The sequence below is a fragment of the Paenibacillus koleovorans NBRC 103111 genome (genome assembly GCF_004000845.1).
Lineage (GTDB): Bacteria > Bacillota > Bacilli > Paenibacillales > NBRC-103111 > Paenibacillus_AA > Paenibacillus_AA koleovorans.
In genome coordinates this window covers 1-24,508 of the sequence record NZ_BIMA01000012.1, presented here as the reverse complement: position 1 = coordinate 24,508, position 24,508 = coordinate 1, and the positions used below count along the sequence as shown (strand labels likewise).

Genomic DNA, 24,508 nt, shown 5'->3' with positions numbered 1-24,508 from the left:
CCTCTCTTAGCACAGAACCGTTGCTAGATTTTTCGCATACACCTTGTATCCGTCTTCCGTGGGGTGCAATCCGTCATTCATGACTGCCGTTTTGTACACTCCGCTTTCAAGAGGGAAATTAAAGTTGCTTCCGTCAACGACGGAAAAACCGTACATGCACGCGTATTCGGCAATTATATTCCGGTACGCGTCAAGTGGAGCAACTTCATTATTGCTCGGAGTTACCCGATTAATCGGGGTAATGAAGATCACTTCGCCGCTGTAATTGGCTTCCAAGTAATCACATAGATCAGATATCGTCTGTTCGAAATCCTCTATATCCGCACCTAACCCGAAATCGTTTGTTCCGCCAGCAATGAAAACAAAGTCTGTGTTCAGAGTGGTACTCTCAATCGTGGTAGGAATCGTCTCTACCACGTTGTATCCACTCGTAAATAGCGCTCCACCTACGCCCTCATTAGTAAACGTCATCCCGACCTTGTTCGAGAACAATTTCGGGAATCCGTTGGCCGTTATGGTCACTCCGGAAGTGTACCCTGCCGTAATGCTGTCGCCAAACCATAGACTCGTCTTCCCGCTGAATACATATGGCTTGTTTACGCAGTCAGCATATACTTGCGCGGCTTCGTACTCCCTCGGTATCGCATACACCTCATCCGTTCCGATAAGGTTGAGCACCACGTAAGCAGCGTTGTCTGGTACGACTAGATAGCCGCTTGACACAGTGACATTACCGATATACGAGTCCCCGCTTGTGTAGAAGCACCCCATAAATCCGGTAATGGCCGATAGAGTTGCTTGGTATCGGTAGCTGCTGCTTAGCGGAATCTTATATCGGCTGAATCCGCGGTTAAAGGTTACGGTATTATCCTTCACGTAACCATTACCGACAAGCTCGGCCTTGCCTACAACATCAAACTTAGCCGGCTCCTTGTACCCTTTTTCGCAAAACGTCAATGTTAATGACGTAATGCCATTCGACGTTGCGATCTGCTCATTGAGCAGCACGTAACAGTAATGGGTGTTATAGTTTGCGTTTATGGGGAATGTTTGCTTTGTTGTATCGTCATACAGCAAAATGCCATTTGGGATAAGATCACTCGAACCATTAAATACGATCCTCTTGCAGTCATCAGGAATCCGATATCTTCGAACATTGAAACTAGCGGAGGTGGTATATGTACCATCCGTATTCACATATTTACCGCTCTCCAGAATCTCCATGTCAGTTTTATTAATAGTTATAACTTTAGTAAGCTTATTAGCCGTGATTTGGCTTTCACCCACCGTAATATTAGTAACGCTCCCTCTGCCTACGACAGCAACACTACCGCCCGTCATCGCTTCTTTTACATCGTTGCCTAGGTCCTCCATCGACGCAAGCACCCCGGTTCCGACCTTCGTCGTTGCCAAACTGTCAACCTGCGACTGATCAGCCTTACTCGTTTCAAGGGTTTCGACATCCGATTCGATTGATTCGATTCTAGCTAGTTGCCCCGCGCTATCGGCTTGCAGGTCCAGTATCTCCGAGTCGACTTCACTGAACTTCTGTTCTGTTTCCGCCTCAAATGCAACAAGATCCGGCAATGGGTAATCTTCGCCGAGACGGAACCCCCCTCGCGGATCCGCTCGATCGATTATGTCGTCGATGTTCTTATTGCTATCGGTTGTTACTTCCGCCACGGCCAGATAGTCAACATTCACGGTTCCTTCAGCGTGTGCCGTCCCCCAGGACCAATCCCCATCTTTGGTAAAGTCCAAATAGTATGCGGTGCTGGCAGTGCGTGTCCGAAAGCTCGTACCGGTGCGAGCCATAATGTCGTTGTTCAACGAAACTACGATATCCGTCACATCGATCTGATCGTTCCGGGTAACGTTGGCCGTGGCTACGCCACCGTTCACGACATAGCTAATCAGGAAATATCCGACGTCCTCGAATCCCTTGATCTTCTTATAGTCCTCGTACGTGATTTGTGCTTGCTGCGGGATCGGATCGAACTGCACACTAGGGAACTCTGGCGGAAAATACCGTACAGTCATAGGGAGAACACCTCACTAATCGCATTAGATTCCGGGTCCCTTGTCGCTTGGATGTAGTCCGCCAGCAGCTCCCGGTAAGCTTTCTCGTATTTGCCGGCTATCGATGGCTCGGCGATATCTATTAAAACTCCATACACGAGCAGCATATGGTACGTCTCTTCTAAGTCAGGTTCTGCATTCAAGTCGTTAACGGTTAGTGTTGCAGGCACGTGCTTGTGGAAAATCTTCAACCCCTGCTCCCACGCCTGCGAAGGCAGCAGGTTGCCGTACAAATAAAGCCCTATAGATTGATCGATCAAGTAGTAATAGGTGACCATTGTGTAGTCATTGCGCGCACGGAATGGGATGCGCACATCGTTCACGTACACGCTTGTGATGTTTCCTTGAGCGCAAGGGAGCGGATACTCGGCGATACCTTCCAAGATATCAAGCACGGCCATGTCGTCGCTGTTATTGCCGTACAGGCGGTGAATCTCTTTGTGCTTGGTGTCCACCTTCCGAACGATGGATCGCATCGAGACGTCCCGCCCTGGGCCATTACCGACCTTCTCTAAAATCTCTTCCACAATATCGCCGAGTATCATACAGCTCACCTCCGATTATCGAACAACTAAATTGCGATCTTCGCGAACGACGATTCGGCGCCGCGCGGCCAGCGTCTTCTCGTATGATTCTTTCCAAATGTTATAGATGGTGTCCGGCACATCGTACTCCTTGCCCCGCGGGATCGTGTAGATCACACCATTTACCGCTACAGGGACGACTAAATCGTCTGGATTCATTGGATCTTCCGGAATAAGAATGGTCTTCTTCTTCCGTGCCTGGAGCTTAGCGAGAGTCGTCTTCTGTTCTGTCGTTAAAGCTTTACCTGATCGCCGCGATGCCTTACCACTTTCCACGTTCACAATTGCGTCGTCACTCATTTCCTTAACCTCCGTTTATATCAGGAAGGGGCCCGAAGGCCCCGCCTGGATTAGATTTGTGTCGCGGTGCACTCGTAGCGCAGAATAGCCAGCTCTTGCAAACGGGTAGTAGTGAAAGTCGTTTTCCAACCGACTGTGTTGAATTGATTCAGCGGATCGGCTGTGCCGGCGGAGCCTGCACCGTGAACGATGATGTCGGGGGAGCCAGAGCCCTCGATATCCGGCACGCCATACGCGCCTTTGCCGATGATGCAGTTCAGGTACACGTTGGCGTCGTCGGCTCCGGCTTCCTCCACGATCGCATTGTTCACGGATTCGAGGAAGTAAACCCCGTACATCTTGCCGAAGTCGCCAGATTTGCGGTTATCGACGCTGACGTAGGTGTTCTGCGCCTTCCAATCATCGGTACGCATGAGATCTGCACCGACATCCGGATGGATGAACATGAGGTAGCCCATAGATCCGTCAGGCAGCTTGATCGGCTTGACCTTGTTGCGCTTCATAATGGTACGGGCTTTGATGATATCGGAACCGTTGATCTTGTCCGTATTCTGGACCAGATCCTCGCGCGCGGTTTGACCGTTCGCGTACAGGACATTCGTGCCAGCGTTGACGACGTCGCGCACGATCGTGTCCATCGACTCAGCGGCATTCTCGCCCATCAGCTCGGACGTTTCCGTCAGGATCGGATCGATACCGACCAAGTCCAGGTATTCGGAGATCTTCGTCCAGTTACCGTATTCCTTGACGGTTGCAGTAACTGGCGTGATGTCGAGGTTAACTCCGTCAGGCGTTACGCCCTCAGTCATTTGCGTGGTAACAACGGCCAAGCTGTTCAGGCGGCGCCATTGGGCCGACGCGCCGCTCCGGCGCGGGATTCGCTTCTTCTCGCCGTACTTCATGTAGTGCAGGTCAGGAAGCAGCCGATCGAGCATCGCCGTTTTGTAGAACGTGGCGTTCTCCTCCGGCAGTTGGTTCGAGCCTGCGCCGGCGTTGGTGTACGTCTGCGTATCCGTTGGGAAGTAAAGCGGCTCACGAATGGCCGCGCCGAATCGAGATCCGGTGAAAAGTGTATCGAACATGGACTAGTCCTCCTTAGCGAAGGCTCTTTAGTTCCCCGCGCTTCGCTTTTTCGTAGTAGGCCTGACGTTGATCAGGCGTAAGTTTTGTGAAGTCAAATCGTTGGTCAGGTGCATCCCCGCCCGCAGCTCCGGTCGAAGATTGCGCATTCTGCTTGATGGCTGCGACGGCTGCAGCTTGTCCCTCCAACTTGGCCGAGGACACTCGCGTGTCGAAGGAAAGCAGCTTGAAGGCGTCAACGAGCGGCAAACCCCGCTGCTCCGCCAGGTCGAAGACCTTGTCTTGGATGCTCTCGAAATCAGCTCCATACTGCTGCTTCAAGCCCTCGTAGTCCGCCTTGATCTGCCTGTGAATCTCAGCTTGCTGGAGCTTCTGCAACTGCGACTTCGTTGACTCGAGCTCACTATGCACAGGGGCGAAGAACTTGTTGTACGTCTCCTGATCCACTCCAAGACGTTCGGCTTCTGCCTCCGCGAGCGTAGCGGTGACGTGGCTGTCCAGGGCCGCGAGATACTCCGTGGTATTCTTGAAGCCTGCATTCTTGGCGATCTTCTCCAACCGGGTCGCGGTCGCCTTATGAGGTGCGTAGTCAGCTTCGAGCTTCGTGCGCTCCTCTTTCAGCCGAGCCGCAAACGACTCTTGCTGCGTAACGTCCGGAGAAGCCGCCGGAGCGGGTGTAGTTCCTGACGTCGGAGCTGGCGCAGGGGCGGTCCCTGCTCCCGGAGTCTCAGCTCCTGCCGCAACGCTAGGCGGCGCCGACGATTCTGCTGCTCCTGAAGCAGCACCAATAACCCCTTCTTGGTCGAAGAGGGGCAGCATCCATGTGAACATATTCAATTCCTCCTGGTGGGCGGCGCAACTCCACCATCAACGCCGAAGATTGTAAAAGTTAGGCCCGACGCTGCTCTGCGAAGGGCCTGTTAGGCTCCCGTGTAAGTGCCGAGGACGCCGAATATAGTGACACCCTCTTTGATGTTTTCCGGCAACAGCTCCGCGTCTCCAGCGACGGTGCCGCCCGACGTGTACCCTGCGGGAATGTTCTGGCTCGTCGTTGTTGGTGTGATCGTTCCAAGCGAGCCGTTATTCGGCATCGTGCCTGTCTGAGGGCCGTCTCCGTTGGTGAAGGTCTCCCCGGTCAGCACATCGCCGACTTCAGCTGTTCCGCCCGGTCCGGTTAGGATCAGCGTCGGACCGGATACCCAATTTCCTTGTGCGTTCCAGTAGCCCACACGATCACCCCCACGCCAGTACTTTGAACTTCTTGCCTGTGGTTACGGTTAACACGACATTCGTGTTCGTGTGCGTACCCTCGACGACGGAATATTGACCAACCGTAGACGGTGTAAGGTCTGTAGGCACTACGAGTACTGCTGCCGGCACTACGGCCAAACCGTGAGCCACGTTCTGAGCCGAGCCTGTACCGGTCTGCTCAGCCGAAACGAACACCAATGCTTTAGCCAGCGTCACCGCCTTAGCTGCTAATTGGCTTGTACTAACCGATCCGGGCTCCATCTGATCGGCGCTAATGTCGATCGGACCTCCGTCAACCGCCAATACTTGGCGCTTCGGCTTGCCAGTGCTATCCCACTCCGGCATTACCCATTCCTCCTTGGCCCATTTGTCGGGCTTGTTGTAATATTCGTTGCTGCTGATCGGGCGGCAGCTGAGCGAACTTCGCTTGCTGCTCCGGCGGTATGGCTGAAATCGGATCGGTCACCGTTTGCGCTGCTTGCTCTGCCCGAATCTTCTCCATCTCCCGTATCAACCGCTCTTTGAACGGCACGACATTGCTTGGCGCGTACTTGAGATACTGGTCGAACGAGATATATTGCCTCTCAAGGAAGTTGTCCAAACTCGCCATCATGAGCGCTTCGGAGTACTGCGACGATGGCCCTACGTCTATCTTCAAGCTGAGATCCGTGTCCGCGTATTTCGTGCCGTGGAAGTCGGTGAACGCATCCTCGCCCTCGTCGTCCTTAACCTTGACCTCGCGAGTCATGTTGTACTTCACCTTGAAAAACTCTTCCCAGATGCGGCCGACGTCCTCCATGCACTGGTAAAATCGCCGTTTGACGGACTCGATCGGCACCCCATTCGCCTTCTGTAGCTGAATGATCGCCGCTGCCGACATGTTCGCGCCCGGTGCCTCACCGGTGGACGCCTCGTTCGCACTGGTCATGGAGCGAGTCAAATCGACGATCTGACCGACCAGGTCGTTCACGTGGCCGCTGATCTGCCCGGGGTTGAGGAACTGAATCGCGTTATTTATCCCGAGTGTGGCTGCGTCCTTCACCTCGACCACTTCGCCAGGCGTATTCGTGATTTTACTCTTGACCACGCGCTGCGGGTCAATCGCCAGCTTCGGCCAGCCTGTCAGCTGCGCGGACAGGATCGACATGGCGATCAGGAAGTTAATGGCGCGCTGGTTCGGGATAAGCCCTTTCGTGTCGCCTACGCCGTGAATCGACTTCCGTCTCCGCTTCCATTGCAAAACGGCGAGCGGGTACAGCGACATATTCGTGTCGGTAGCCTGCTTGAAGGTGATGCCGGAAGCCACTTTCTTGAAGAAAACCCGGTCACCCTCTTTGTAGTAATGGAGCAGGACCGTCACCTTCTCCGTGCCTGACACCTCAACCTGTGCCGAGTCGTAGCCCTCGTCTACCTTAGCCTCGTCCCCGTTGATGAACGACCGTAGTGTTTTGCTGAGGCCGTTCTGCTGGGCCTCTTTGCGGACGTTCCAGAGCATATCCCGGTACGAGATGATGACATATGGCTGCTTCTGGACGTTGCGCTCCTGAGGATTGCCGAAAAACACGTTAATCGGATCCAGCACTTCCCCGCACATCCGACCGGCGAACTTGATCTTGTTGCCGCCCGTGTAGTTGCTGTCCCAGTAATAGTGCAGGATGCCGGTTCCGACGTTGGCCGCGATCTCGAGCATCTCCTCGTTCAGCTCGTTCTGCTTGATGTCCTCCCACACGGTCTCGCTGTATCGGGTGAACACGTCAGCCGCCTCGAGTGAAAGGTCATCGCCACTGTCCTGGGTGCTGTACCGCATCATGATTTGTTCGTTCATCACGGTAGAGACCTTCAGCGACTCGATCAGGTCGATAATGTTGAAAACTGGACGAGGCAAGGATCGGGTCTTCTCTGTTGCCGTCGGCCACTGGTCCCCCGCCTTGAAGCGTTCATACATCGGCCATTCAACTTGATAGCCGACTTGCTTGTGATAGTTTAGTCCGTCTTTGTATTTGGTGGTCGTATCCTCTGCATCACGCGTGATCGACTCGATATTTCGCATCGTAGCCAAACGTTAACCATCTCCTCTCTCTGCCGCTTGCGCCCCGTTCAGCCATTCCGCGAACACGCTAGGATGGATAAAGGCTTGATTTCCTTCAGGCGGTACAGGCTTCGGGCCGCGGCTGCTGTAGTCCTGAATCATGCTGCGCAGCGTCTCATTCAGCAGCTTGGCTGTTTCCGGCTCCAGTCCGGGTGTACCTAGGAGCGCCGCTATTCGCTCCATGGACTCAATCAGCTCCAATCCGCATACACCTCCTCGTCAGAATCCTTGTCTTGGAACGGGAACCCCCGCCGCTTACGTTCGACAACCTCTTCCAGCAGCTCAAATGACTGCTGCGAGCGGATCTCGTTCGCAATCATGTCGCTGATCAGCACGTCGTCGTGCTTACCGGAATCTGCGTCCGGACGCCCGTCTTCGTCGTACACGAAAGTCAGGCACTCGCTGAAGAACGTCAGATCCGTAAACAGCTCGATATTGTTCTCGATCAAGTCGATCTCCTTGTCGATGATCAGCGGTCGCGTGTTGCCGTCCGTCTTCCAGCCATACCTGAGCTGCACCTGCTTGGATATCTTGTCGTATTGCTCCCGCATGTACTGCTTCGGATATTTCAAACGGCTGAGCTCCTCGATCGGCGCGGTGTTGAAGTTCATTTCGATGCCGATTAGGGCGTCGTTCAGGTGTCTTCCAAGGCAATACACTTGCCATGTGAAAGGCTTGCTGTTCGTCGCCTGCAGGTGGAGCGTCGCGACACGCTTACCCGTGATGTTGTTGATCGCCGTAGCAGCGAACTTGTCTCGACCCTCACCCTTTGTATCGCCGCCAATCACGTACGGGTAACGCTCTTTGCGCTCCTCGTAGATCGTGATGCAGCCGTTCGGGTCGTCCACCCACTCGATCGACTCGTCCAGGATGCGGTCGTGTGTCTTCGGATCGTTCCACTTGAACCGGAAGCGTCCTCTGCGGGGCGGATTGGCCTCGTACAGGCGTTTCAACACCTCGACGCGCATTACGATTGCTTCCTGGTCAAACACGCAGCGACCGGACGCCAGGAACGCCTCGAGCGCGCTGCAGGGATACTCCTGCTTGATCAGATCTTTGTCGAGGTAGCCGGCCCATTTCAGGTAGTACCAGTAGACCTGCGGCCATGTCAGCTTGATCGTGTGAATCAGCCAGTAACATCGCTTCCAGATCCACGCAATACTGGCTTGCTTCTCGTCTTTCCGCGGCTTCCCGGTCGCCACTTCAGCTTTGAACCACTCCGCGCGCTCCTCACTCTCGAAGCTGACCGCGTACTCCGGCGTTCGCCACCACTCGTAGAAGCAGTTATCCCACGAGCCACTATCCCATAGCTCCTTGTACTCGTTGTAGCCATGTGCTGTGGACTCGTAGATCTGGATGGAGTCCTTCGTCAGCGCCTCGCCGATGCCGGCCTGTGTGCCCGTGATGCCGTCGCGCCAGAACGCCGCCTCGGAGCCGTGGAAGAAGTTTATCGTCCGGGAACGGCCCATGTTGCGGCTGGCTGTCTTGACCTCCCACGAGCTGTGCAGCTTCTCGAATAGCAGCTGCTTGCGGTTGTTGTACTTTTCGGTGGGTTTCACGGCGGTCGGAAGCAGGTTGTATAGGTGCTTGGCCTTGTTCTCGAAGATGGCACTACTGTTGCCGTCCTCATCGGCAGCTGTGAAGCCCTCGAAGTTTTTCCGCGTAATTGTGCAGGCGAGTTGATAAGCCGTGATGAACGACGTAAAGCCCTGCTGCCGGCCTTTCAGGATCAAAAACTTGAGCTGCAGCCGCTTACCCTGCTTGTAATCCTTAATCGCTCGGTTGAGCCGTGCGACGAAGTCGAGCTGCACCTCGTTGAGAAAGAACGGGACGACATTTTTGTCTTTGTCGACAATGACAAAACACATCTCGATCAGGCGCTCCGGATACTCCAGAATCTCCTGACGGATGTGTTCGTGATCGAGAATGTATTGTGCTACAGCGTCGCGGTACTCGCGGTCACGCTCGATGCTGCCGTCCTGCTCCCACAGCTCTTTACGGCGGTCGATAATGCGCTGGCAGGTAATACTATGCGGGGTCATGCACGAGCACATCCTCCGCCTGCTTCGGATCCATCTCAAACGGGATATTCATGAACGTGACCGTTTCTCGCACGAACGGCATCATCCCTCTGTATTCTTCTGAGTCCAGAGTCGCTCTGTAAACGTCAGGTGTGACAGTAATTCGAGCGGGTTTCACCCGATGATTAGATCGTTTGAGATGTGCTGCAACCGTGTGGCGAACATTGTAGAATGCTAAAGTTGGGTCCAATCAGATCACCTCCAGACATACCGTATAAAATCTACATTTTGTGCACATGTCTGCATGTTGTGTCTCGGTGCAGAACATTGCGCTGTATGTTGTGCTGCTGGATAATCTTGCATTAATCCGTATACTCATGCAGCTCTTACTGCGTAAACCGTGAATATCCTGCATAAAATCACAGTAAATCTTCCAGTTTTTTTACAGTTATGCCGCCTTCTAACTCCAATCGATCCTTGAACATACCCAGGTGCCGCGCCACATTTTCTAACGCTTTGTCCTGATCTCGCATCTTAACCTCGATACCTTCCTTGGACACCTTGACACCTGCATATAACATCCGGACTTCTGGCGTCAGGTCACGAGTGTCCATCACTTTCACGTCGCCGTGCCCCTCGCCGTAGCAAGCGGGACATTTCGGATGTGGCCGGATTGTCGGGTCGAAGCCATAACCACCAATGTTCAAAGGGATAACCGGCTTCTGCTTGTTCTGCTTCGCCACGAAACGAGCGGACTCGACTGCCCGTTTATACTCTTCCTCGTCGATCCACTGGAAGGCGTGATCGACACCGAAGCAATGCCGGCAACACACACGACGGTGATAAATCAGCTCGTTCGGATCTGCGTTCGCTATTGCCCACCAACGCTGCAGCACCATGTCCTGAGTAATCTCAGTCCGCTTCTCGCGGGCCTTCTGGCGCGTCTGGATGTACTCCTGAACCTTAGCATTGCTGAGTAATCGACTCGCGTTAACTTCCGCCACATTGCCTTTACCCTTGTACCCTGCTCGCCTGTACGCCGCAGTGGCATTCAGGTCGACAAGGTACTCATCGCCGAATCTCTTCTGCAGCTCGGTTAACTTGTGTTCGGCCATTTCATCGCACCTCGCCTCCTATTGCTCTTCTCGCTGCAATCATGTCATGATCCTGTCGACCATAGCAGGTCGTTAGCGTAATATCCTGACCCTTTAGTGCGCAGCCCCACCAGACGCCGTATAGCTTGATCACGCCCTCGCCGTACTGGTACAGGTTACACAGAACCGCCGTTTGACAACGCTGCTGAAGCTTTCGTCGGTTAATAGCGCCTACCCGCTGTCGATATCTCTCGTAGGCGTGTCTCGTAAGGTAAAGTCTGGCATCCATGATCATCCCTCTCTCGGTTTGAATGACAAAGAGCCGCCCTGTTAAGGACGACTCACTGTATGTTGGGTCTATCCGACATCGCCCGGCTAATTGTTGCGGCCTACCGCGTGTCCGGAGTCGGAATAGATCCCCTTATTATTAATGCCAAATCGCACGACAACCGCACGACAAAATCGCTCAAATCGCTTGTCTCACCTTGGTTCTCGCTCTCTCGATGTACTTCTGGACGGAGTTCTTCGAAAGGTTTAATTCGGTCGCGACCTCCGCCCAGCTCTTACCCTGAACCGCATGCAGCAGGAAGCATTCTCGCTCACGCTTCGACAACTTCAGCAGCTCGCGCACTAGCTTCAGTTTCTGCTCGTCAGAGATCACCGGCTCCGGGGCATGCAGGTCCAGCGCTGGTAACAGGTCCATGTCCTGTAGCTCGGCATACCTGTACGCGTCTGCTGAGTCGTAGCCCCGCACAGCCCCCGGCCGACGCCCCGTCCGCATGTACTCCATCCCGTAACTCAGGTCTGAGACCATGCCCGACACCGTCTCGATTTCCTGGTCCAGCTCATCCGACGCCGCGACCTGCTTCCGCTCCTCCAACCTCCGGCGATAGGCGACCAACTGACTCTTGCCGGCTCCGTATTCCCGTAGTAGCTTATCGACCCAAGTCACGCGATCGCCTCCGCTCCTCGAGTCTATACCAAGGCGTATACCGCCAAATCAGTTTGTAGGTGACCCGGTTGTCCGCGGTGATGTGCCCCCAATAGTATTTCACGTGCTCTCGCTCGATCGCATCGCGGTGGGCTTGACACAGCGGCACGGTCGCCCACGTCCGCGTCGCCCACTCACAACAGCCGGGTACTTTGCATACTTTCATCCGTCCATCAGCCTCCTGATGTTATTCTCTCGATGCGGGCTTTCACAGCGTCCATCAATGCATTCTGTCCTGCGGCTTTCTTCTCCAAAACCTCGACCGCGTCCTCGTCCATCGTCCCTTCGGCCACCAGCCGTTTCACGAAGATACGTCGTGTTTGGCCCTGTCTGTGGACACGGGCATTCGCCTGCTGGAACTCCTCCAGGCTCCAAATCTGGTCATACCAGACGACGAACTGGCAATTTGACTCTTGTAGATTGAGACCGTGTCCAGCTGACTTCGGATGTAGAGGCAATAGCGGAATCTCGTTGTTATTCCAAGCTCGAATATCTTCGTTCCCATCTTTGCCTTTCCGCAGTATCCGTGCTTGGGGAAATCGCTGCATGATCCGATCAAGGCTGTGCTTGAAGTTATAAAACACCATAACCGGTTTCCCTTGTGCCGCTTCGATCAGATCCTCCAACGCGCCAAGTTTGGCATCATGGATCAACTTGACGCCGCGCTCTTCGTCGTACACGGCGCCGGAGGCCATCTGCAGCAGCTTATTGCTCAAGACGGCTGCGGTGGTCGCCACAACGTCGGCGTCTGCATACGGTAGCAGCAGCTCTCTTTCCAGTTTCTTGTACAACGCCTGTGCTTCATGACTAAGCGGCACTTTTACGATCCGGTCGATTCGCTCTGGGAGCTCCAGCCAGTCCTCGGCCTTCATGCTCACGGTAATGTCTGCAATGGCCTTGTAAATATGGCCTTCTGACTCTTTCTTTTGCCGGTAGCTGCTAATCGAGTCCTTGGTGATCGTGTGGAAGTACTGGTCCCTGTAAGCCGTCAACGTCTGGTGCAGCCGCTCGCCGCGATCAAGCAGGTAGATCGGCGCCCAGATGTCCAGCAGTCCGTTCGGGGCTGGCGTGCCTGTCAGCTGCACCATTCGCTTAACCAGTGGGCGAACACGGCGAAGGGCACGGAACCGCTGTGAATTCGGATTCTTGAAACTGCTAGACTCGTCGATCACGATCGTGTCGAAGTTCCATTTCCTACCTAGCTCAGCAACGAGCCAAGGTACATTCTCCCGGTTAATCACGTAGATATCTGCCGGCGCGGCTAGTGCCATTCTCCTCGTGTCCGCGTTGCCCAACACCTTGCTGATCCGTAGGTGCTTCAGGTGATCCCATTTCTGGACTTCGCGTGCCCACGTATCCTCAGCTACCCGAAGTGGTGCTATGACCAGTACGCGGCTGGCGTCGAAGTAGTCATTCAGCAGCAAGTCAATCGCGGTCAGGGTGCTAACCGTTTTGCTAACCTAAGCCCATCTCGAGCCAAAGGCCGATAAACGGCTGATCAATTATTCGCTGAGTCGCGAACGTCTGATACTGGTGCGGGATGTACTTCATTGGGCATCACCTCGATTCTTGCAGGCGTGCCAACGGGCATGTTCACGCTGGGATTCAAATACCTCCAGATTGCCCGGGCTCGCATTCCGCTTGTTTTCATCCTTGTGATGAACTACCTCGCCTGGCTTTAACCTACGCCCCATTTTCATTTCGGCAATCACTCGGTGCATGTGCCGGCCAAATAGTTTCGGGTACGACTTCCCGGAACCTTTTCCGAAACGCGCTTTTTGAAGTTTTAACCGAGTTTCATACCGCATTCGCGTAGGATTCAGTTCACTGTTCATCATTTTCAAATTACATGTTCGATTGCAAAAATGTCGCTTCGCCTCAAGATAACGAGAATAAGCTGGTCTCACTATTTCAGATTGACAGAATGCGCAGCTGACGATCATAACCGAACCTCGACCACGTTTCTCAATTCTCATCGGCGCTCACTTCCGCTATGAATTTATCAATCGACTCGATACTATCTAGCTTGTAGACCCGGTGCCCCAGCCCTCGCAGAATTTGCGCCCATCGTTCCTGAAGTGGTGTAAGGCTTTTGCCCGGTGCCTTCATCTCGACGAAGACAGTCCGACCGTTCGGCAGGATGACAAGTCGATCAGGCACACCACCATTCCCCGGACTCGTCCACTTGGGGGCCACCCCGCCGATCCGTTTGACCTCTCGCACCAAACGTCGTTCCAGCGTTGACTCGCGCATATGCTGACGCCCCCTTCGTGTTGTTGTGTTCACATATCGCGCGTATAGACGTATATGCGTTTAACCTATATTCTTATAGGCTATATATAGGTTAATTTCTTATTTATCTTAAATATGATATTTGATGCAACATTAGCAACATACAGCTTGAAATGCTTGATACTGTGCGGTTTTTGGTGTTGTGCTAGACCGGTTTTTTGAAGCAACATGACGCAACAGTAGCAACATGTGGGTGTTGGCAATGTTGGGTCATGTTGTGTTAAGATTTCGCTCTTTGGAACACCTTCTGAACACCATATTCACCGACACGTGCCCGGTTTTCGAGTTCACACCACCCTGGCATGCGTCGCATGATGTCACAAATGGCGCGCCCTTCCCATTTCGGAATCGCGCCTCCTGATTTGCCGCCTAGGCATTCCGCCCAAATCATTGCCGCACACACTCTGTTCAACAGGTACGGTTCGCTCCCGAATTCATCCGTGTGCTCTTTATCTAGCCACTCCTGGATGATGCCTTCTCGCGGATCGATTTCCAAGTGCTCAGCCTGCTGCCGTCGTGCCGCCTCAGCGGCCTCCTGATCCAGCGCTAGCGGCTCCCCCGCCCTGAACAGGTGCAAAGCCTCCGCCCAGATTTGGCTAACCTCGTAATCTGTGAGATGGTCCCAGTGGCTACGCTGCGCCCGTGAAGGGTCCACATCGACCGGCCAGAATCGCCGATTTCCGGTTTCGTCCCGAAGAAAATCCCGTGTGTTCGTCGTGCCGAAAAAGACGCATTTGCGCGGGAATTCAGAAACCTGCCGATCGTAGGCCACCCGATAACGGTCCTCAGTCTTTGACAAAAACGCCTTCACCTCGTCGACTTCGGACTTCTTCAGCGCCGACAGCTCACCAATTTCGAAGATCCATCCGGCCTGTAAATGCTCCCCAGCTTCCTTATTTTCGAACGTCCGTAAGGAATCACTGAACCACTCGCGCCCCAGCTTCGCTAGAATGGAGCTCTTCCCGGCCCCCTGCGGACCTACCAGAACGAGCATTTCGTCGAATTTGACTCCGGGTTGATAGAGTCGGGCGACGGCAGCTACCAGCATCTTCCGGGTCGCTTGACGCACGTAATGGCTGTCATCAGCGCCGAGATAGAGTACGAATAGATTATCCACGCGCCCCTTGCCGTCCCACGTATGAGACTCAACGTAAGACTTAATCGGGTGGAATTTGTTCATGTGGACGACCTCCGTAAAAGCGTTCTGGATCATGGCTGCGCCACGGATCTCGTAGGCCTTTTGGAACCAATGCAGCATTCGCTTATCATCCGCACCGAGCCACGGCTCGTAGGGTCTGTTCGGCCGCTCACTACTTCGCCACGGCAGCGGGCGCCGGATCACTTCCGTATTCCCAAACGCGTCATATGCCAGTACGCCATGAAATATGCCATGTGAGAGGATCAGCTCCACGTTCTTCGCCGTCGGGAGGGCCTTGCTCGTCTTAGGATGTCGTTCCAGCTCATCCAGCCAAGAGTCATCCTCCGGGTCATCGGTGCCGTCATCATCAAACGACTCGCTTGCGAAGTCGGCTTGCATCTCAGCCCCGGCCAGCCGCTTTACCTCCGGCAGCCTGATCGCCCAGGCCTCCGTTGCCATGTGACTCGGCTTCTTGGCGTCTGGCGTGAACTCTTTGACTCGTTCGTCTAGATGGCCGAACTTGTGTACCCGAACGAGGTCGAACAGGTTGTAGGTCCTGCCGTCAGCGACGGGGTCGCTGTCCTGGTGCGAGAAGGCGAGGTCCTGCTCCAGGTAGACCTCCAAACCATTAGCGCTTGATCCGTGAATGTAGGTGTACCGGTTCGGCATCGTGCCAGACGTATAGATGTCAGCTAGAAACGTGTCGATGCCGGTCTCGATGTCGTACGCCCTGCAGAGCAGGCCAATCGTGCCGCGTTTCTCTCGCGGGTCTTGTGCCTTCGTAGCGGCCACGCGGAGTGCCTTCGCCTCGTCTGGATGGCGCGGCCATGCAGCCACGTCCTGCCAGTCGTCATAAGTGGTCAGCATAGCGTCAGCGTCCAGCGCGTCGCCTTCGCAAACCTCCAGCAGCGGCTCGGCGTCCTTGCTACAACTCGGCATGTACATGAGCCGCTGCACATCGAACGTCGTCTTGTCGAAGTAGGACATGCCGATCAGCTCCGCCAGCTTGCGGGCGACGGCGGCGTATTCGTCCGGACTGAGCGGGCGATTAAGAGGGACAATCAGGCGGTATTTGAGCTTACCCGGCCGGCTGCTGTGTGTGGAGTAGATCGCGTATGCCGTACCGCCCAGAACGAGCTCTACGGCCCATAGGAAGCCGTCGTCGGCGAAGTCTGCGTCGAGCGTGACCAGACTGCGCGAGTCGACGTTCTCCTTTTTGCGCCGGCCGCCCCGGATGAGCCCGCCGACGAAGGCGGACCCGTCTTTTGCTTTGCCCTTATTCGGGACACTCATCGCGTCGTACTGGGCCATCGTCTCCGGCGTCCGGCGGACCTTGCGCAGTCGCTCGACGAACTCATCCCAGCTCAGGTATTCAGGTTTCCATGATGTGTCGGCGCGGTGCTTGCCGAATGAAATGTCTAGTTCGAACATTGAATCACCTGCTTTGTTATAGGGCTTTTTGATCCCAGACTTCCTTATAGCAGCCGTCACAGCAGTTCAGTCTGTTGCCGTTGAGCTTGTTTTTCATGACCTTTGTTGCTCGTACCTTCCTACAGAGGTCACAAAGTTGTCTGCCGCACTTGCACGTGTTGCTACTGCACATCGGGGCTACCTCCCTCACGCAACTAAATATTCAGTCTTGCTCCTCAATTTCTTCGCTTTGACGTTCGCTCCGTTCCAAATCAGCTAAAAGAAAAGCCCTGCAAATCGCAAGAGGCGCTGTCTCTGCTTCCGTTTCGACAATCGTTACATCGTCAAGATAAAATCCACAAGAGTACCATCCGCGATAATCATTGTTACTCAATATCATAGGACCGATCGTTTCGTGAACCTTTTTAACCACTTCCCAGGCGTTCGGCAAAAACGAAGAGGGTAAAAAGTCCGACCGATCAAATGGCAGTCCGAGTTTGGCAATGTCTCTATGTGCACGTACAGTAAACCCGAATAGCTTTTTGTTCACGATCTGATCCATCTCAGGACCAGGCTTCATCGCCATAATTTGTTCACGTGTCAACATTTCCTTCAACCTCCTCATGTCCTTCGTTATTCAGATGTTCACATCACTAATCAGGTTGAATAGATAGCCGCAATCCCTGCATGTGACTGGTCCGTATCCTATGCGACGGTTGAAAGTCTGACAATTCGGACACGGCCCTCTCTTGCCGTCATTCATGAACGAATCTTCTGCTGCTACATTACGAGGGCAACGCGGACTGTCTCCGCCAACACACGGATGAGCTGCCGCTGTAGGATCCCCACCAGAAAAAACCCATCTGAAAATATCAATAGTTCGACCGTACTGATCGGTTTTCGGCAACATCGCACATCGATGATCGGGCGTCATAATCTCAACCCGAAGCGCATTTCTTTGCAACGGTAAGTCATGCGGTTTAAGTGAGTGGGCACATGTCATAGTGTGAATTCACTGACCGCTTCATCGATCATGTCCTGGTTTATGCCGATATACCGCATGGTCAGCGAAGGATAAGCATGATTGAATATGTTTTGAAGCATCGCAACATCATGCGTTTTCTGGTAGAAGTGGTAGCCGAACGTCTTGCGCAGGGTATGAGTGCCGATTTCCTCTAGGCCGCATTCGGCAGCAGCCATGTTAAGGATTCGATACACCTGAACGCGCCCCAGGTTCTGCTTAGTCCGATATGACTTGAACAATGGGTCGTTGGGTTTCATACCTGCCGTGTAATCGTCAATGATCCGTTTCAGATCCGCATTGATCGGAACCCATTTCTTTTTGCGCGTCTTGCCTTCGATCAGGCTGACGTGCGTCCGGTTGCGGATGTCTTTGACGTGAAGCCGAAGAATGTCACCTATCCGCAGGCCGGTATTGATGCCGAACACGAAGATGAACCAATCGCGTTTAGATCTAGTGAGCAGCGCCTTCTTCATCTGCTCGATTTTCTCTGTATCCCGAATTGGTTGTACAAATTGCATGAAATCTACTCCTTTCCGTGATGCAAAGGTCTATTCATTTTGATACTTGCAAATCAATATCGGGAATAATCGACTCCGGTCGGAACAAAATGCGATAGTGAAACGGATCGGCTTTCACAGCATCCGTTTGCTCTACTAGGAAACTCACGTTGTCGCTTAAGCCAAGAAAATGTTTCTTATACACGGTTGGACCCACCTTACATGTAACCGATAGCCTTCCTGGTTGATCATTATTTCCAAGCGAACAAAGGCCCTCAATAGTGAGCAAATACTTATCCGTAATCCCGTTAAAGAAGATAATTCTGCGTTGAACTTCAAACGAATCAGCGGCTTTTGAAATATTGTTCGACACGGTATCTGCTTCCGAACACGCTACCAGTAGAACGACCAGGGCGATTGAGATGAACATTTTGATTTTAGTTTTAGTTTTCATGGTTTTCGATACGCTCCCTTACTCATGATTTGAGTTGCCGTTTTCCAAAAATCTGAGCCGCCCAATCCCCTTCACGATCGCGTAGAGCCTTCGCCCCTTTGTGTCCTGCTTGCTTCTTCGACCATACCGGTTCCGACGCTGCGCGATCGTAATCCCAACCAAGATTCTTCACGCGAGTGTGAAAAGTATGGTAGGGGATCCCATTTTGCTCGGCCATTCTGAGGTACTTTTCCGGATGTACTCTTACCCTTTCCATGGCTTGCAGGGCGTGCGATCTTATGTCCTCTTGGGACTCCTTCGGTTTGGTTGCTGCCTCTTCGGCGCTCCACCCGCGCGATAGACGCGAATGGAAGGCTGAAAACGATATTCCGTTCTGTTCGGCTACTTTCCGCCAATAGCTCCGCCCCTTATCGAGCGAACGAATCGGTGTAGTAATGGCACGTTCCTTTTTCCATCCCATTTCACGGACGCGTCGATCCAGAGTTTGATTATCGACACCAATCTCCGCAGCACGAGCGTACTCCTCAGGCGTTATATAAAAATAGTGGCTCATCTCCATCAATCCTTCATATAGAATTCCGTTTCGAACCCGGCCGCAGAGAGCGGGAGCCCTGGCGCCCAATCAATCGGACGACTCATAATCTCCGTCACATGCTCCACGGATCCGGTCCCCCAGGGTACGTCCAGCACTGCTTCATCGTGTACGTGCAATACAATCTCGTATCCCGCTTTATCCAGACGCATCAAGCTCTCCGCCAGACAATCCCGGGCAATCGCCTGTATCAGATTCTCGACGAGCGTCCCGCCCCATGTCCGCTGCTGCGACCACTGGTTCCGGTCGTCTTGCGCGTAGAACACAAGACCATCCTTGTCGAATTTTGCATCATACTTGATCGCGGCTTGCGGATAGGCCAGACTATGGCCGCTCGGCAAGTCAGCGAACAATATGCCGGCTTCGTACCGATACCGGACGCCATGGGCTAGCTTGACGGTCGTCTTCTCGCGAACAGCTTTCATGGCGGCTTCTTCCGTTGCATACCAGAGCTTACGAATGTTCGGATTCGCTTGACGCCACTGCTTGACGAGTGAATCGTACTGTTCAGCTGGAATTTCTTTTTTCTTATCCATCTTCTCCAGCGCCGCCACTCCGCCACCGAATCCACAGGCGAGCGTAGCTACCTTACCCGGCACCCGATATTTGTAATTCTCGTGCCCTTTGACGATCGTCTCGAACGGGATGCAGAACATGCGGGACGCTGTTGCTTCATATATTCGCCCGTGCCCTCTAAATACGTCGAGCACCCAATGCTCGTCAGCCAGCCACGCAATGACGCGAGCCTCGATGGCGCTGAAATCCGAGACAATGAATCGGCAGCCATCAGAAGGGATTAACGCGGTACGCACGAGCTGAGAGAGGACGAAAGGCGGCGGACCATAAAGCAGCTCCAGCATTTCATAATCACCACTTCTAAGCGTCTCCCGCGCAAGAGCCAAGTCATCGAGATGGTTCTGCGGCAAGTTATGCATCTGCACATTCCGGCCGGCCCAGCGCCATGTCCGATTCGCCCCGCAAAATTGGAGAATCCCGCGCACCCGGTCATCCGAGCATATCGCCCTCGCCATGGCATCGTATTTGCTGTTGCTGGTCTTACCCATCTCCTGGCGAAACTCCAGCATCTGTCTCGTATCATCGCAGGGAGCGGCGTCCATCAGTACAGGCATGAGGTCCTTCCCTAATCCTTCCGGCGTCTCGAGCCCTTTCTCAGCAAGCCAAGCCTTGACTTGGGTTAAGCTATTTGGATTGTCGAGCCCGGTCAGCTCCTTCGCCGCCGCGATCAGGCGCTCCGTGTACAACCCCGCACACTCGATAGCCGCCTGTACGAGAACCGGATCCAGCCGGACGCCGCGATCGTTGATCCGCTGGTCGAGTGCCCACAGCTTCCACTCATGCGCCGGCACCGGGAAGCGCTCCAGCTTCTTCGCGATCTCCCGCTCGACGACAACGTCCTGCCGGTTATACTCGATGTACTCGGCCCACTTCTCCGGCTCATGATGCGGGTGGTTGCGGGTACGCTGCCCGTTGGCCTTCGACGGCTTACACGGGACGCTGAAATACTTGATCAGCGCTTTACCCTTGGTGTCCTTCTGGGCTTCCAGCTTTAGCACTTCGGCCACTCCTTCGAGGTATCCCGGCAGACCGAGTGCCAGCGCGTGAACAGCTGTACATCTCCACTGGACCGGGTCGCAGGTGATGCCGAAGTGCTTCGAAATCGTCCCGCGTTCGAAAACGGCATTAAATGCCGTTTTGATGACTCCCGGATCGGTGAGGTCGTGAATGATGTAGTCTGGTAGATCCTCGAACGCGGTAAGGTCGATTACACGCACGGGCTCGTTGTCGTAAGCGAAGGCGAACAGTAGGATCTCGAAGTCTGGCGACTCGATGTAGCGGTGCATGCCGCAGGTCTTTAAGTCGATGGATGAAAAAGTTTCGACGTCGATACGGAGAATGGTCATTGCTTACTCCCTCCCTTGGATAAGAAAAGGGGATCCTTCTGAATCCCCTTTAGCAGCAATTAACCCAAGAAATCGTCGTCCTCGACATCATCCGCATCGTCGAACTCTTCGTTCGCGAAATCATCCTTCACACTGGCGCGACCGCCGAGCGATTCACCGTCCTGCACTTTCACGATGTTGTTTAAGCCCGCGGCGATGCCTTTATTGCCTTTCGTGTCAAACAAATAGAAGTTTACGGATACCTTCGCATAGACGCCGGAATAAACTTCCGTGGTGTCGGTGATCTCCTGAAACTTCGTTTTGCCTTCCGTATCCTTGCCGATTGGCTTCGCGATACCGGGCTTGTTTTTCGATTTGGCGTTGAAGAAGTAGTGTCCGACGTAGGCTTCGCCTTTGTCTTCCGCTTCTTCGTCACCGTCGCGAAGCGGCGTGTGGAAGTCTTTCGGCAGCTTACCGCCGTACTTAGCTTTTGCCTGCTCTTTGAGCGCGTCAATAATCGTTTTGTACTTCGCCAGCGTTGCTTTGTCCTCTTTCGGGATCAGGATCGCCGTGCTGTACCACAGATTTCCGAAGTCATCCGGCTCCGCTTCCCAGACCTTCGCGTAGCTGAGCCGTACCTTACCCGTTACCAATTTCGTTGTCGTGTTGTCGTTTGCCATGATGTGATTGCTCCTTTAGGTATCAAAATTTTCGTTAGCGAAATCAGAAGAAACGCTGTTCAGTTCTTGCCTCGGATCGGTCTCCGGTACTAGAACCGGCTTGCCCGGCGGCTTCGTAATCAGTCCGTCCATGAGAGTGCCGAACAGCTTTTTACCAACAATCTTCGTTTCAAGCTCGGTGATCCCTTGCATTTCCTGCGGTTTCATGATCTTGTCCAAGCCGTAGCCGGCCTCGATCAGTTTCGTCTTTGCGGCTTCCTTATCCGTTATGGCTCGATTGCTACGCCCCTCTACCAGCTTCCACTGCGGAACACGTCGCCCGGCTTTTGCCTGCTCGAAGGCGTACTCCTCGACGTCGTTCGCCCACGTTTTAAGCTGCTGAGCGACAAAGAGAATCGCTCCAACCTCCTCCAGCGACAGCAATGCCGGATTACGGAATTCATCAGCTAGCGAAGCCATATTCGCGTCGGCACGTGCCCTGCAGGTTGCCTTGACCTTGCACCAACGGCAATGGTCTCCCGACTTGAACTCGCCTTCGCCGGCATCGGCCAGCGCAGCCGCCGGGCGAACAATTGAATCGGCCCACTCTAGCAGCCCGTCGGTAGAAATCGTATCCGTACTCACGCTATCGAGACGAGGCTGCACGATCGTCATATGCACCTCTCGAATGTCGTAGAGGAAGCTGTACCCGTTAATCGCGCCGAGCGCGTACAGCCGCATCTGCGGGTTTCCTGTAGCGCTGACCGGGACGCCTTTACCCATTTTTAAATCAATGATCTCCATAATGCCATCGGCAATCAGCACGACGTCGCCGGTCCCGAATCCGTCAGGCACCCATTCGCTGAAATCGAGACGTTCCTCCAACAGAATCACGGCGTCGGAGCTGCGTGCTTTGGCTGCCATGAACCGCTCCTCGACGATCTCGACGTAATCCTGGACGGCGTTCTCCATCTCGGGACCATATCGAGTGTCGGCGTGGATCTCTTTCAGCTTGGCTTCAAGGCGCTTCCGTTCCGCTGAATTACATGGAAGGAGCCGCCGGCGGAGTTTGACCTCCGCCAGCTCGTGCGCGAGTGTACCCTCGTCGGCGTACTCGCTGCGCTTCTCCTCGATCCCCTCTTGCAGCCGGGCACTCGGCGGACATGCCAGCCATTGACCTGCTTTAGATGCCCCAAGAAGAGCATGTTTACGTTCCGAATGATGGCTCATAGCGCCTCCCTAGAAAAAGGCATGAGTGTTGCTCGCGCGGACGCAACTTTTTTACCAGCTTCGTGCTTATTGCTGAAATAACCTATAAACTTGTTTTTACGCCCGACCATTACCTGCGCAATCCATTTCTGATTAGTGCTACACCAAGAAACTCCCCGGTAACCAGATTTGTTATTTCGACGTTGGACTTTTTTGTTTTGAGCATTCTCAGCAGGCGACGCGAGTCGTAAGTTCGAACGTCGATTGTCAAGTGTATCCAAATTGATATGATCGACTTGCTGAGTATGACTTGCGCCAGCTAGCCATCTATGGAGCTGAACAGTTTGACGGCGACCACTGACTGCTGGCAATTTACCGTACACATAGAAGGACTGTGTTGGGGGATTCCAACTTGCATACCAGGTGTTCGGAAATTCTGCCGCCTTCTCAAGATCATTAAAATCAATGGTGGTTTCAAAAATGGCTCCATCGTTTCGATGCAGAAGGATGGCGGCAACATTGCCCCTGATTTCGAATCCGTTTTTCATAGAGCTTCCAGTTCCCGCTTAAATGCGATGCGCTTGGCCTCTGGTACACCTGTGATATTCGCGACCCCGTACTTCGTCAGCAGGGCCTTAATCGCCGCACGTGCAGCTGTGTCAGCGTCACTCTTCGACTTCGCGATCTCGCGGAGCTGGACATCAGTCGGAATCGGTTCGGCTAATGGCTCTTCGCCGAGATAGTCATCGTCATTTTCTTCCTCAGGCTCAACGACCGGGGGCTCAGGCTGCTTCACTTCTTCCGGTTTCGACTGGCGCGGTCGTTTCGGCTTTTCGGGCTCAGCGGCAGGAATAGCGACGGGCTCCAATTGGCCGGTCTTCAAGCCATTGGCTAGTGCTGCAATTTTGATGAGTGCTTCTTCGGCGGTATCGCCACTTACGATAATTTGTACGGACATGATGATCGTGCCTCCTGATGTATGATTAGTCGTAGCAAGCGCTACGGTGTTGCTGTTGTAATTGCTCTTGAAGCATGTTCAGCTCATTCCGCAGCCGATCGATCTCGTTCTCGGCTTCCATCGCCCGCCGAATCGCATACGGCCAACCTGCGCGGGCAGCGGAAGCGAACTCGCAATCGTTCTCGCGATTAGGACCCTCATGCGAATGAAAGATGCTGTACCCACCCGAATAGTCTGGTTTCATTTCGGTAAAGACCGAGAATCCATCCGTCTCCCAATTGCCCGGCGTCGCAGCCTCGCAGATCGCGAGATCCGCTTCCAAATCTCTAGTGGGCGTATTCGTAGTCTTCATGTGTCGTCACCTCGGCTGAGTATGTCGAAATGCAGAACCCACACGTTTGCCGATCGTTCCATGGCCGGAGGAAATGCGGGTCCATACGGACGCCGCACACCTCGCACTCAGGTTGGAGATGAACGATTTGTATCAAGTGGCTACGTAACCGACTTTCGAGCTTGCGTGGTTTACGTGATCCGCCGATCATACGCGCAGCCCCGTGATCGTCTCGAACACGTCGGCATCGAAGTTCGGTAACGACTGAACCGCGATCATATCCCTGTTCGACAGACCGGACCAGAGGTTCGCCCACGCCTGCTTATAGTCGATGCCTTTGCCTTCATCGTCCACGACGCGCAACTGACGTGCGACACGGAAGCCAGGATGCCAGTATAGTTCGTCACGGCTGATCGGGCTGACTTTGTTGAAGAGGAGGAACGGAGGCTCCTCCGAGCAGAACGTACCAGAAGAATAATTGCAGCTATTGAAATCGCCCGCGTTGCGGTTGCCCGCGTTGTAGTGGCCCGCGTTGCGGTTGCCCGCGTTGTAGT

At 53.9% G+C, this 24,508-nt stretch carries 27 protein-coding genes and 1 pseudogene; all 28 read right to left on the bottom strand.

The genetic code is table 11. The features are described 5' to 3' along the window. Positions 1-6: 6 nt before the first annotated feature. Positions 7-2,040: an SGNH/GDSL hydrolase family protein gene (locus tag PKO02S_RS05930; protein ID WP_127580182.1), complete on the bottom strand. Its 2,034-nt coding sequence runs from the start codon at positions 2,038-2,040 to the stop codon at positions 7-9. Next, positions 2,037-2,624 carry a phage adaptor protein gene (locus tag PKO02S_RS05925; RefSeq protein WP_127580181.1) on the bottom strand — a complete coding sequence of 196 codons (588 nt, stop codon included), beginning with the start codon at positions 2,622-2,624 and terminating at the stop codon, positions 2,037-2,039. Before PKO02S_RS05925 ends, PKO02S_RS05930 begins: the two co-directional genes overlap by 4 nt. Positions 2,625-2,639: 15 nt before the next feature. Next, positions 2,640-2,963 carry a hypothetical protein gene (locus PKO02S_RS05920; RefSeq protein WP_127580180.1) on the bottom strand — a complete coding sequence of 108 codons (324 nt, stop codon included), beginning with the start codon at positions 2,961-2,963 and terminating at the stop codon, positions 2,640-2,642. A 50-nt stretch (positions 2,964-3,013) separates the two neighbouring features. Next, positions 3,014-4,045: a N4-gp56 family major capsid protein gene (locus tag PKO02S_RS05915; RefSeq protein ID WP_127580179.1), complete on the bottom strand. Its 1,032-nt coding sequence runs from the start codon at positions 4,043-4,045 to the stop codon at positions 3,014-3,016. 13 nt (positions 4,046-4,058) lie between these two features. After that, positions 4,059-4,874, bottom strand: a complete 816-nt coding sequence (locus PKO02S_RS05910; RefSeq protein ID WP_127580178.1) for a hypothetical protein — start codon at positions 4,872-4,874, stop codon at positions 4,059-4,061. Positions 4,875-4,963: 89 nt separating this feature from the next. Continuing rightward, the gene (locus PKO02S_RS05905; RefSeq protein WP_127580177.1) at positions 4,964-5,272 is read right to left on the bottom strand and encodes a hypothetical protein; all 309 of its coding nucleotides are present in this window, start codon (positions 5,270-5,272) and stop codon (positions 4,964-4,966) included. 4 nt (positions 5,273-5,276) lie between these two features. After that, positions 5,277-5,639, bottom strand: a complete 363-nt coding sequence (locus PKO02S_RS05900) for a hypothetical protein (RefSeq protein ID WP_127580176.1) — start codon at positions 5,637-5,639, stop codon at positions 5,277-5,279. Then, positions 5,623-7,344, bottom strand: a complete 1,722-nt coding sequence (locus PKO02S_RS05895) for a portal protein (protein WP_444980882.1) — start codon at positions 7,342-7,344, stop codon at positions 5,623-5,625. Before PKO02S_RS05895 ends, PKO02S_RS05900 begins: the two co-directional genes overlap by 17 nt. 12 nt (positions 7,345-7,356) lie before the next feature. After that, on the bottom strand, positions 7,357-7,584 hold the full coding sequence (locus PKO02S_RS05890; RefSeq protein ID WP_127580174.1) for a hypothetical protein: 228 nt from the start codon (positions 7,582-7,584) through the stop codon (positions 7,357-7,359). Further along, on the bottom strand, positions 7,575-9,425 hold the full coding sequence (locus tag PKO02S_RS05885; protein WP_127580173.1) for a hypothetical protein: 1,851 nt from the start codon (positions 9,423-9,425) through the stop codon (positions 7,575-7,577). Before PKO02S_RS05885 ends, PKO02S_RS05890 begins: the two co-directional genes overlap by 10 nt. A gap of 398 nt (positions 9,426-9,823) precedes the next feature. Next, the gene (locus PKO02S_RS05880; protein WP_127580172.1) at positions 9,824-10,519 is read right to left on the bottom strand and encodes a terminase small subunit; all 696 of its coding nucleotides are present in this window, start codon (positions 10,517-10,519) and stop codon (positions 9,824-9,826) included. A 445-nt stretch (positions 10,520-10,964) separates the two neighbouring features. Continuing rightward, complete coding sequence (locus tag PKO02S_RS05875) at positions 10,965-11,450, bottom strand: sigma factor-like helix-turn-helix DNA-binding protein (RefSeq protein ID WP_127580171.1); 486 nt, start codon at positions 11,448-11,450, stop codon at positions 10,965-10,967. Beyond that, complete coding sequence (locus PKO02S_RS05870; protein WP_127580170.1) at positions 11,434-11,655, bottom strand: hypothetical protein; 222 nt, start codon at positions 11,653-11,655, stop codon at positions 11,434-11,436. Before PKO02S_RS05870 ends, PKO02S_RS05875 begins: the two co-directional genes overlap by 17 nt. Before the next feature lie 7 nt (positions 11,656-11,662). Continuing rightward, positions 11,663-13,040: pseudogene (locus PKO02S_RS05865) on the bottom strand (SNF2-related protein). Next, positions 13,037-13,183, bottom strand: a complete 147-nt coding sequence (locus PKO02S_RS33810; protein WP_373865196.1) for an HNH endonuclease — start codon at positions 13,181-13,183, stop codon at positions 13,037-13,039. Before PKO02S_RS33810 ends, PKO02S_RS05865 begins: the two are co-directional and overlap by 4 nt. A gap of 271 nt (positions 13,184-13,454) precedes the next feature. Further along, on the bottom strand, positions 13,455-13,742 hold the full coding sequence (locus tag PKO02S_RS05855; protein ID WP_127580168.1) for a VRR-NUC domain-containing protein: 288 nt from the start codon (positions 13,740-13,742) through the stop codon (positions 13,455-13,457). 259 nt (positions 13,743-14,001) lie between these two features. Beyond that, a complete protein-coding gene (locus PKO02S_RS05850; protein WP_127580167.1) occupies positions 14,002-16,350 on the bottom strand; it encodes a virulence-associated E family protein in 2,349 nt (782 codons plus the stop codon). 202 nt (positions 16,351-16,552) lie between these two features. Next, positions 16,553-16,936, bottom strand: coding sequence for a BC1872 family protein (locus PKO02S_RS05845; protein WP_127580166.1), 384 nt, complete (start codon positions 16,934-16,936; stop codon positions 16,553-16,555). A gap of 392 nt (positions 16,937-17,328) precedes the next feature. After that, positions 17,329-17,871: a site-specific integrase gene (locus tag PKO02S_RS05840; protein WP_127580165.1), complete on the bottom strand. Its 543-nt coding sequence runs from the start codon at positions 17,869-17,871 to the stop codon at positions 17,329-17,331. Positions 17,872-17,905: 34 nt separating this feature from the next. Next, positions 17,906-18,304, bottom strand: a complete 399-nt coding sequence (locus PKO02S_RS05835) for a beta-sandwich lipoprotein (RefSeq protein WP_246066855.1) — start codon at positions 18,302-18,304, stop codon at positions 17,906-17,908. A 22-nt stretch (positions 18,305-18,326) separates the two neighbouring features. Next, the gene (locus PKO02S_RS05830; RefSeq protein WP_127580164.1) at positions 18,327-18,857 is read right to left on the bottom strand and encodes a hypothetical protein; all 531 of its coding nucleotides are present in this window, start codon (positions 18,855-18,857) and stop codon (positions 18,327-18,329) included. Positions 18,858-18,862: 5 nt separating this feature from the next. Then, positions 18,863-20,818, bottom strand: a complete 1,956-nt coding sequence (locus PKO02S_RS05825) for a DNA polymerase (protein WP_127580163.1) — start codon at positions 20,816-20,818, stop codon at positions 18,863-18,865. 59 nt (positions 20,819-20,877) lie between these two features. Next, complete coding sequence (locus PKO02S_RS05820; RefSeq protein WP_127580162.1) at positions 20,878-21,477, bottom strand: DUF2815 family protein; 600 nt, start codon at positions 21,475-21,477, stop codon at positions 20,878-20,880. Between the two features lie 15 nt (positions 21,478-21,492). Then, positions 21,493-22,686, bottom strand: a complete 1,194-nt coding sequence (locus PKO02S_RS05815) for a DUF2800 domain-containing protein (RefSeq protein WP_127580161.1) — start codon at positions 22,684-22,686, stop codon at positions 21,493-21,495. Continuing rightward, positions 22,683-23,213: an HNH endonuclease gene (locus PKO02S_RS05810; RefSeq protein ID WP_127580160.1), complete on the bottom strand. Its 531-nt coding sequence runs from the start codon at positions 23,211-23,213 to the stop codon at positions 22,683-22,685. The genes PKO02S_RS05815 and PKO02S_RS05810 overlap by 4 nt, the downstream gene beginning before the upstream one ends. After that, positions 23,210-23,623: a hypothetical protein gene (locus PKO02S_RS05805; RefSeq protein WP_127580159.1), complete on the bottom strand. Its 414-nt coding sequence runs from the start codon at positions 23,621-23,623 to the stop codon at positions 23,210-23,212. The genes PKO02S_RS05810 and PKO02S_RS05805 overlap by 4 nt, the downstream gene beginning before the upstream one ends. Before the next feature lie 25 nt (positions 23,624-23,648). Beyond that, entirely contained in the window at positions 23,649-23,975 is a 327-nt protein-coding gene (locus tag PKO02S_RS05800) for a hypothetical protein (protein ID WP_127580158.1), read from the bottom strand. Positions 23,976-24,161: 186 nt separating this feature from the next. After that, on the bottom strand, positions 24,162-24,508 hold a 347-nt coding region (locus PKO02S_RS32245), incomplete at its 5' end, for a hypothetical protein (protein ID WP_218033907.1).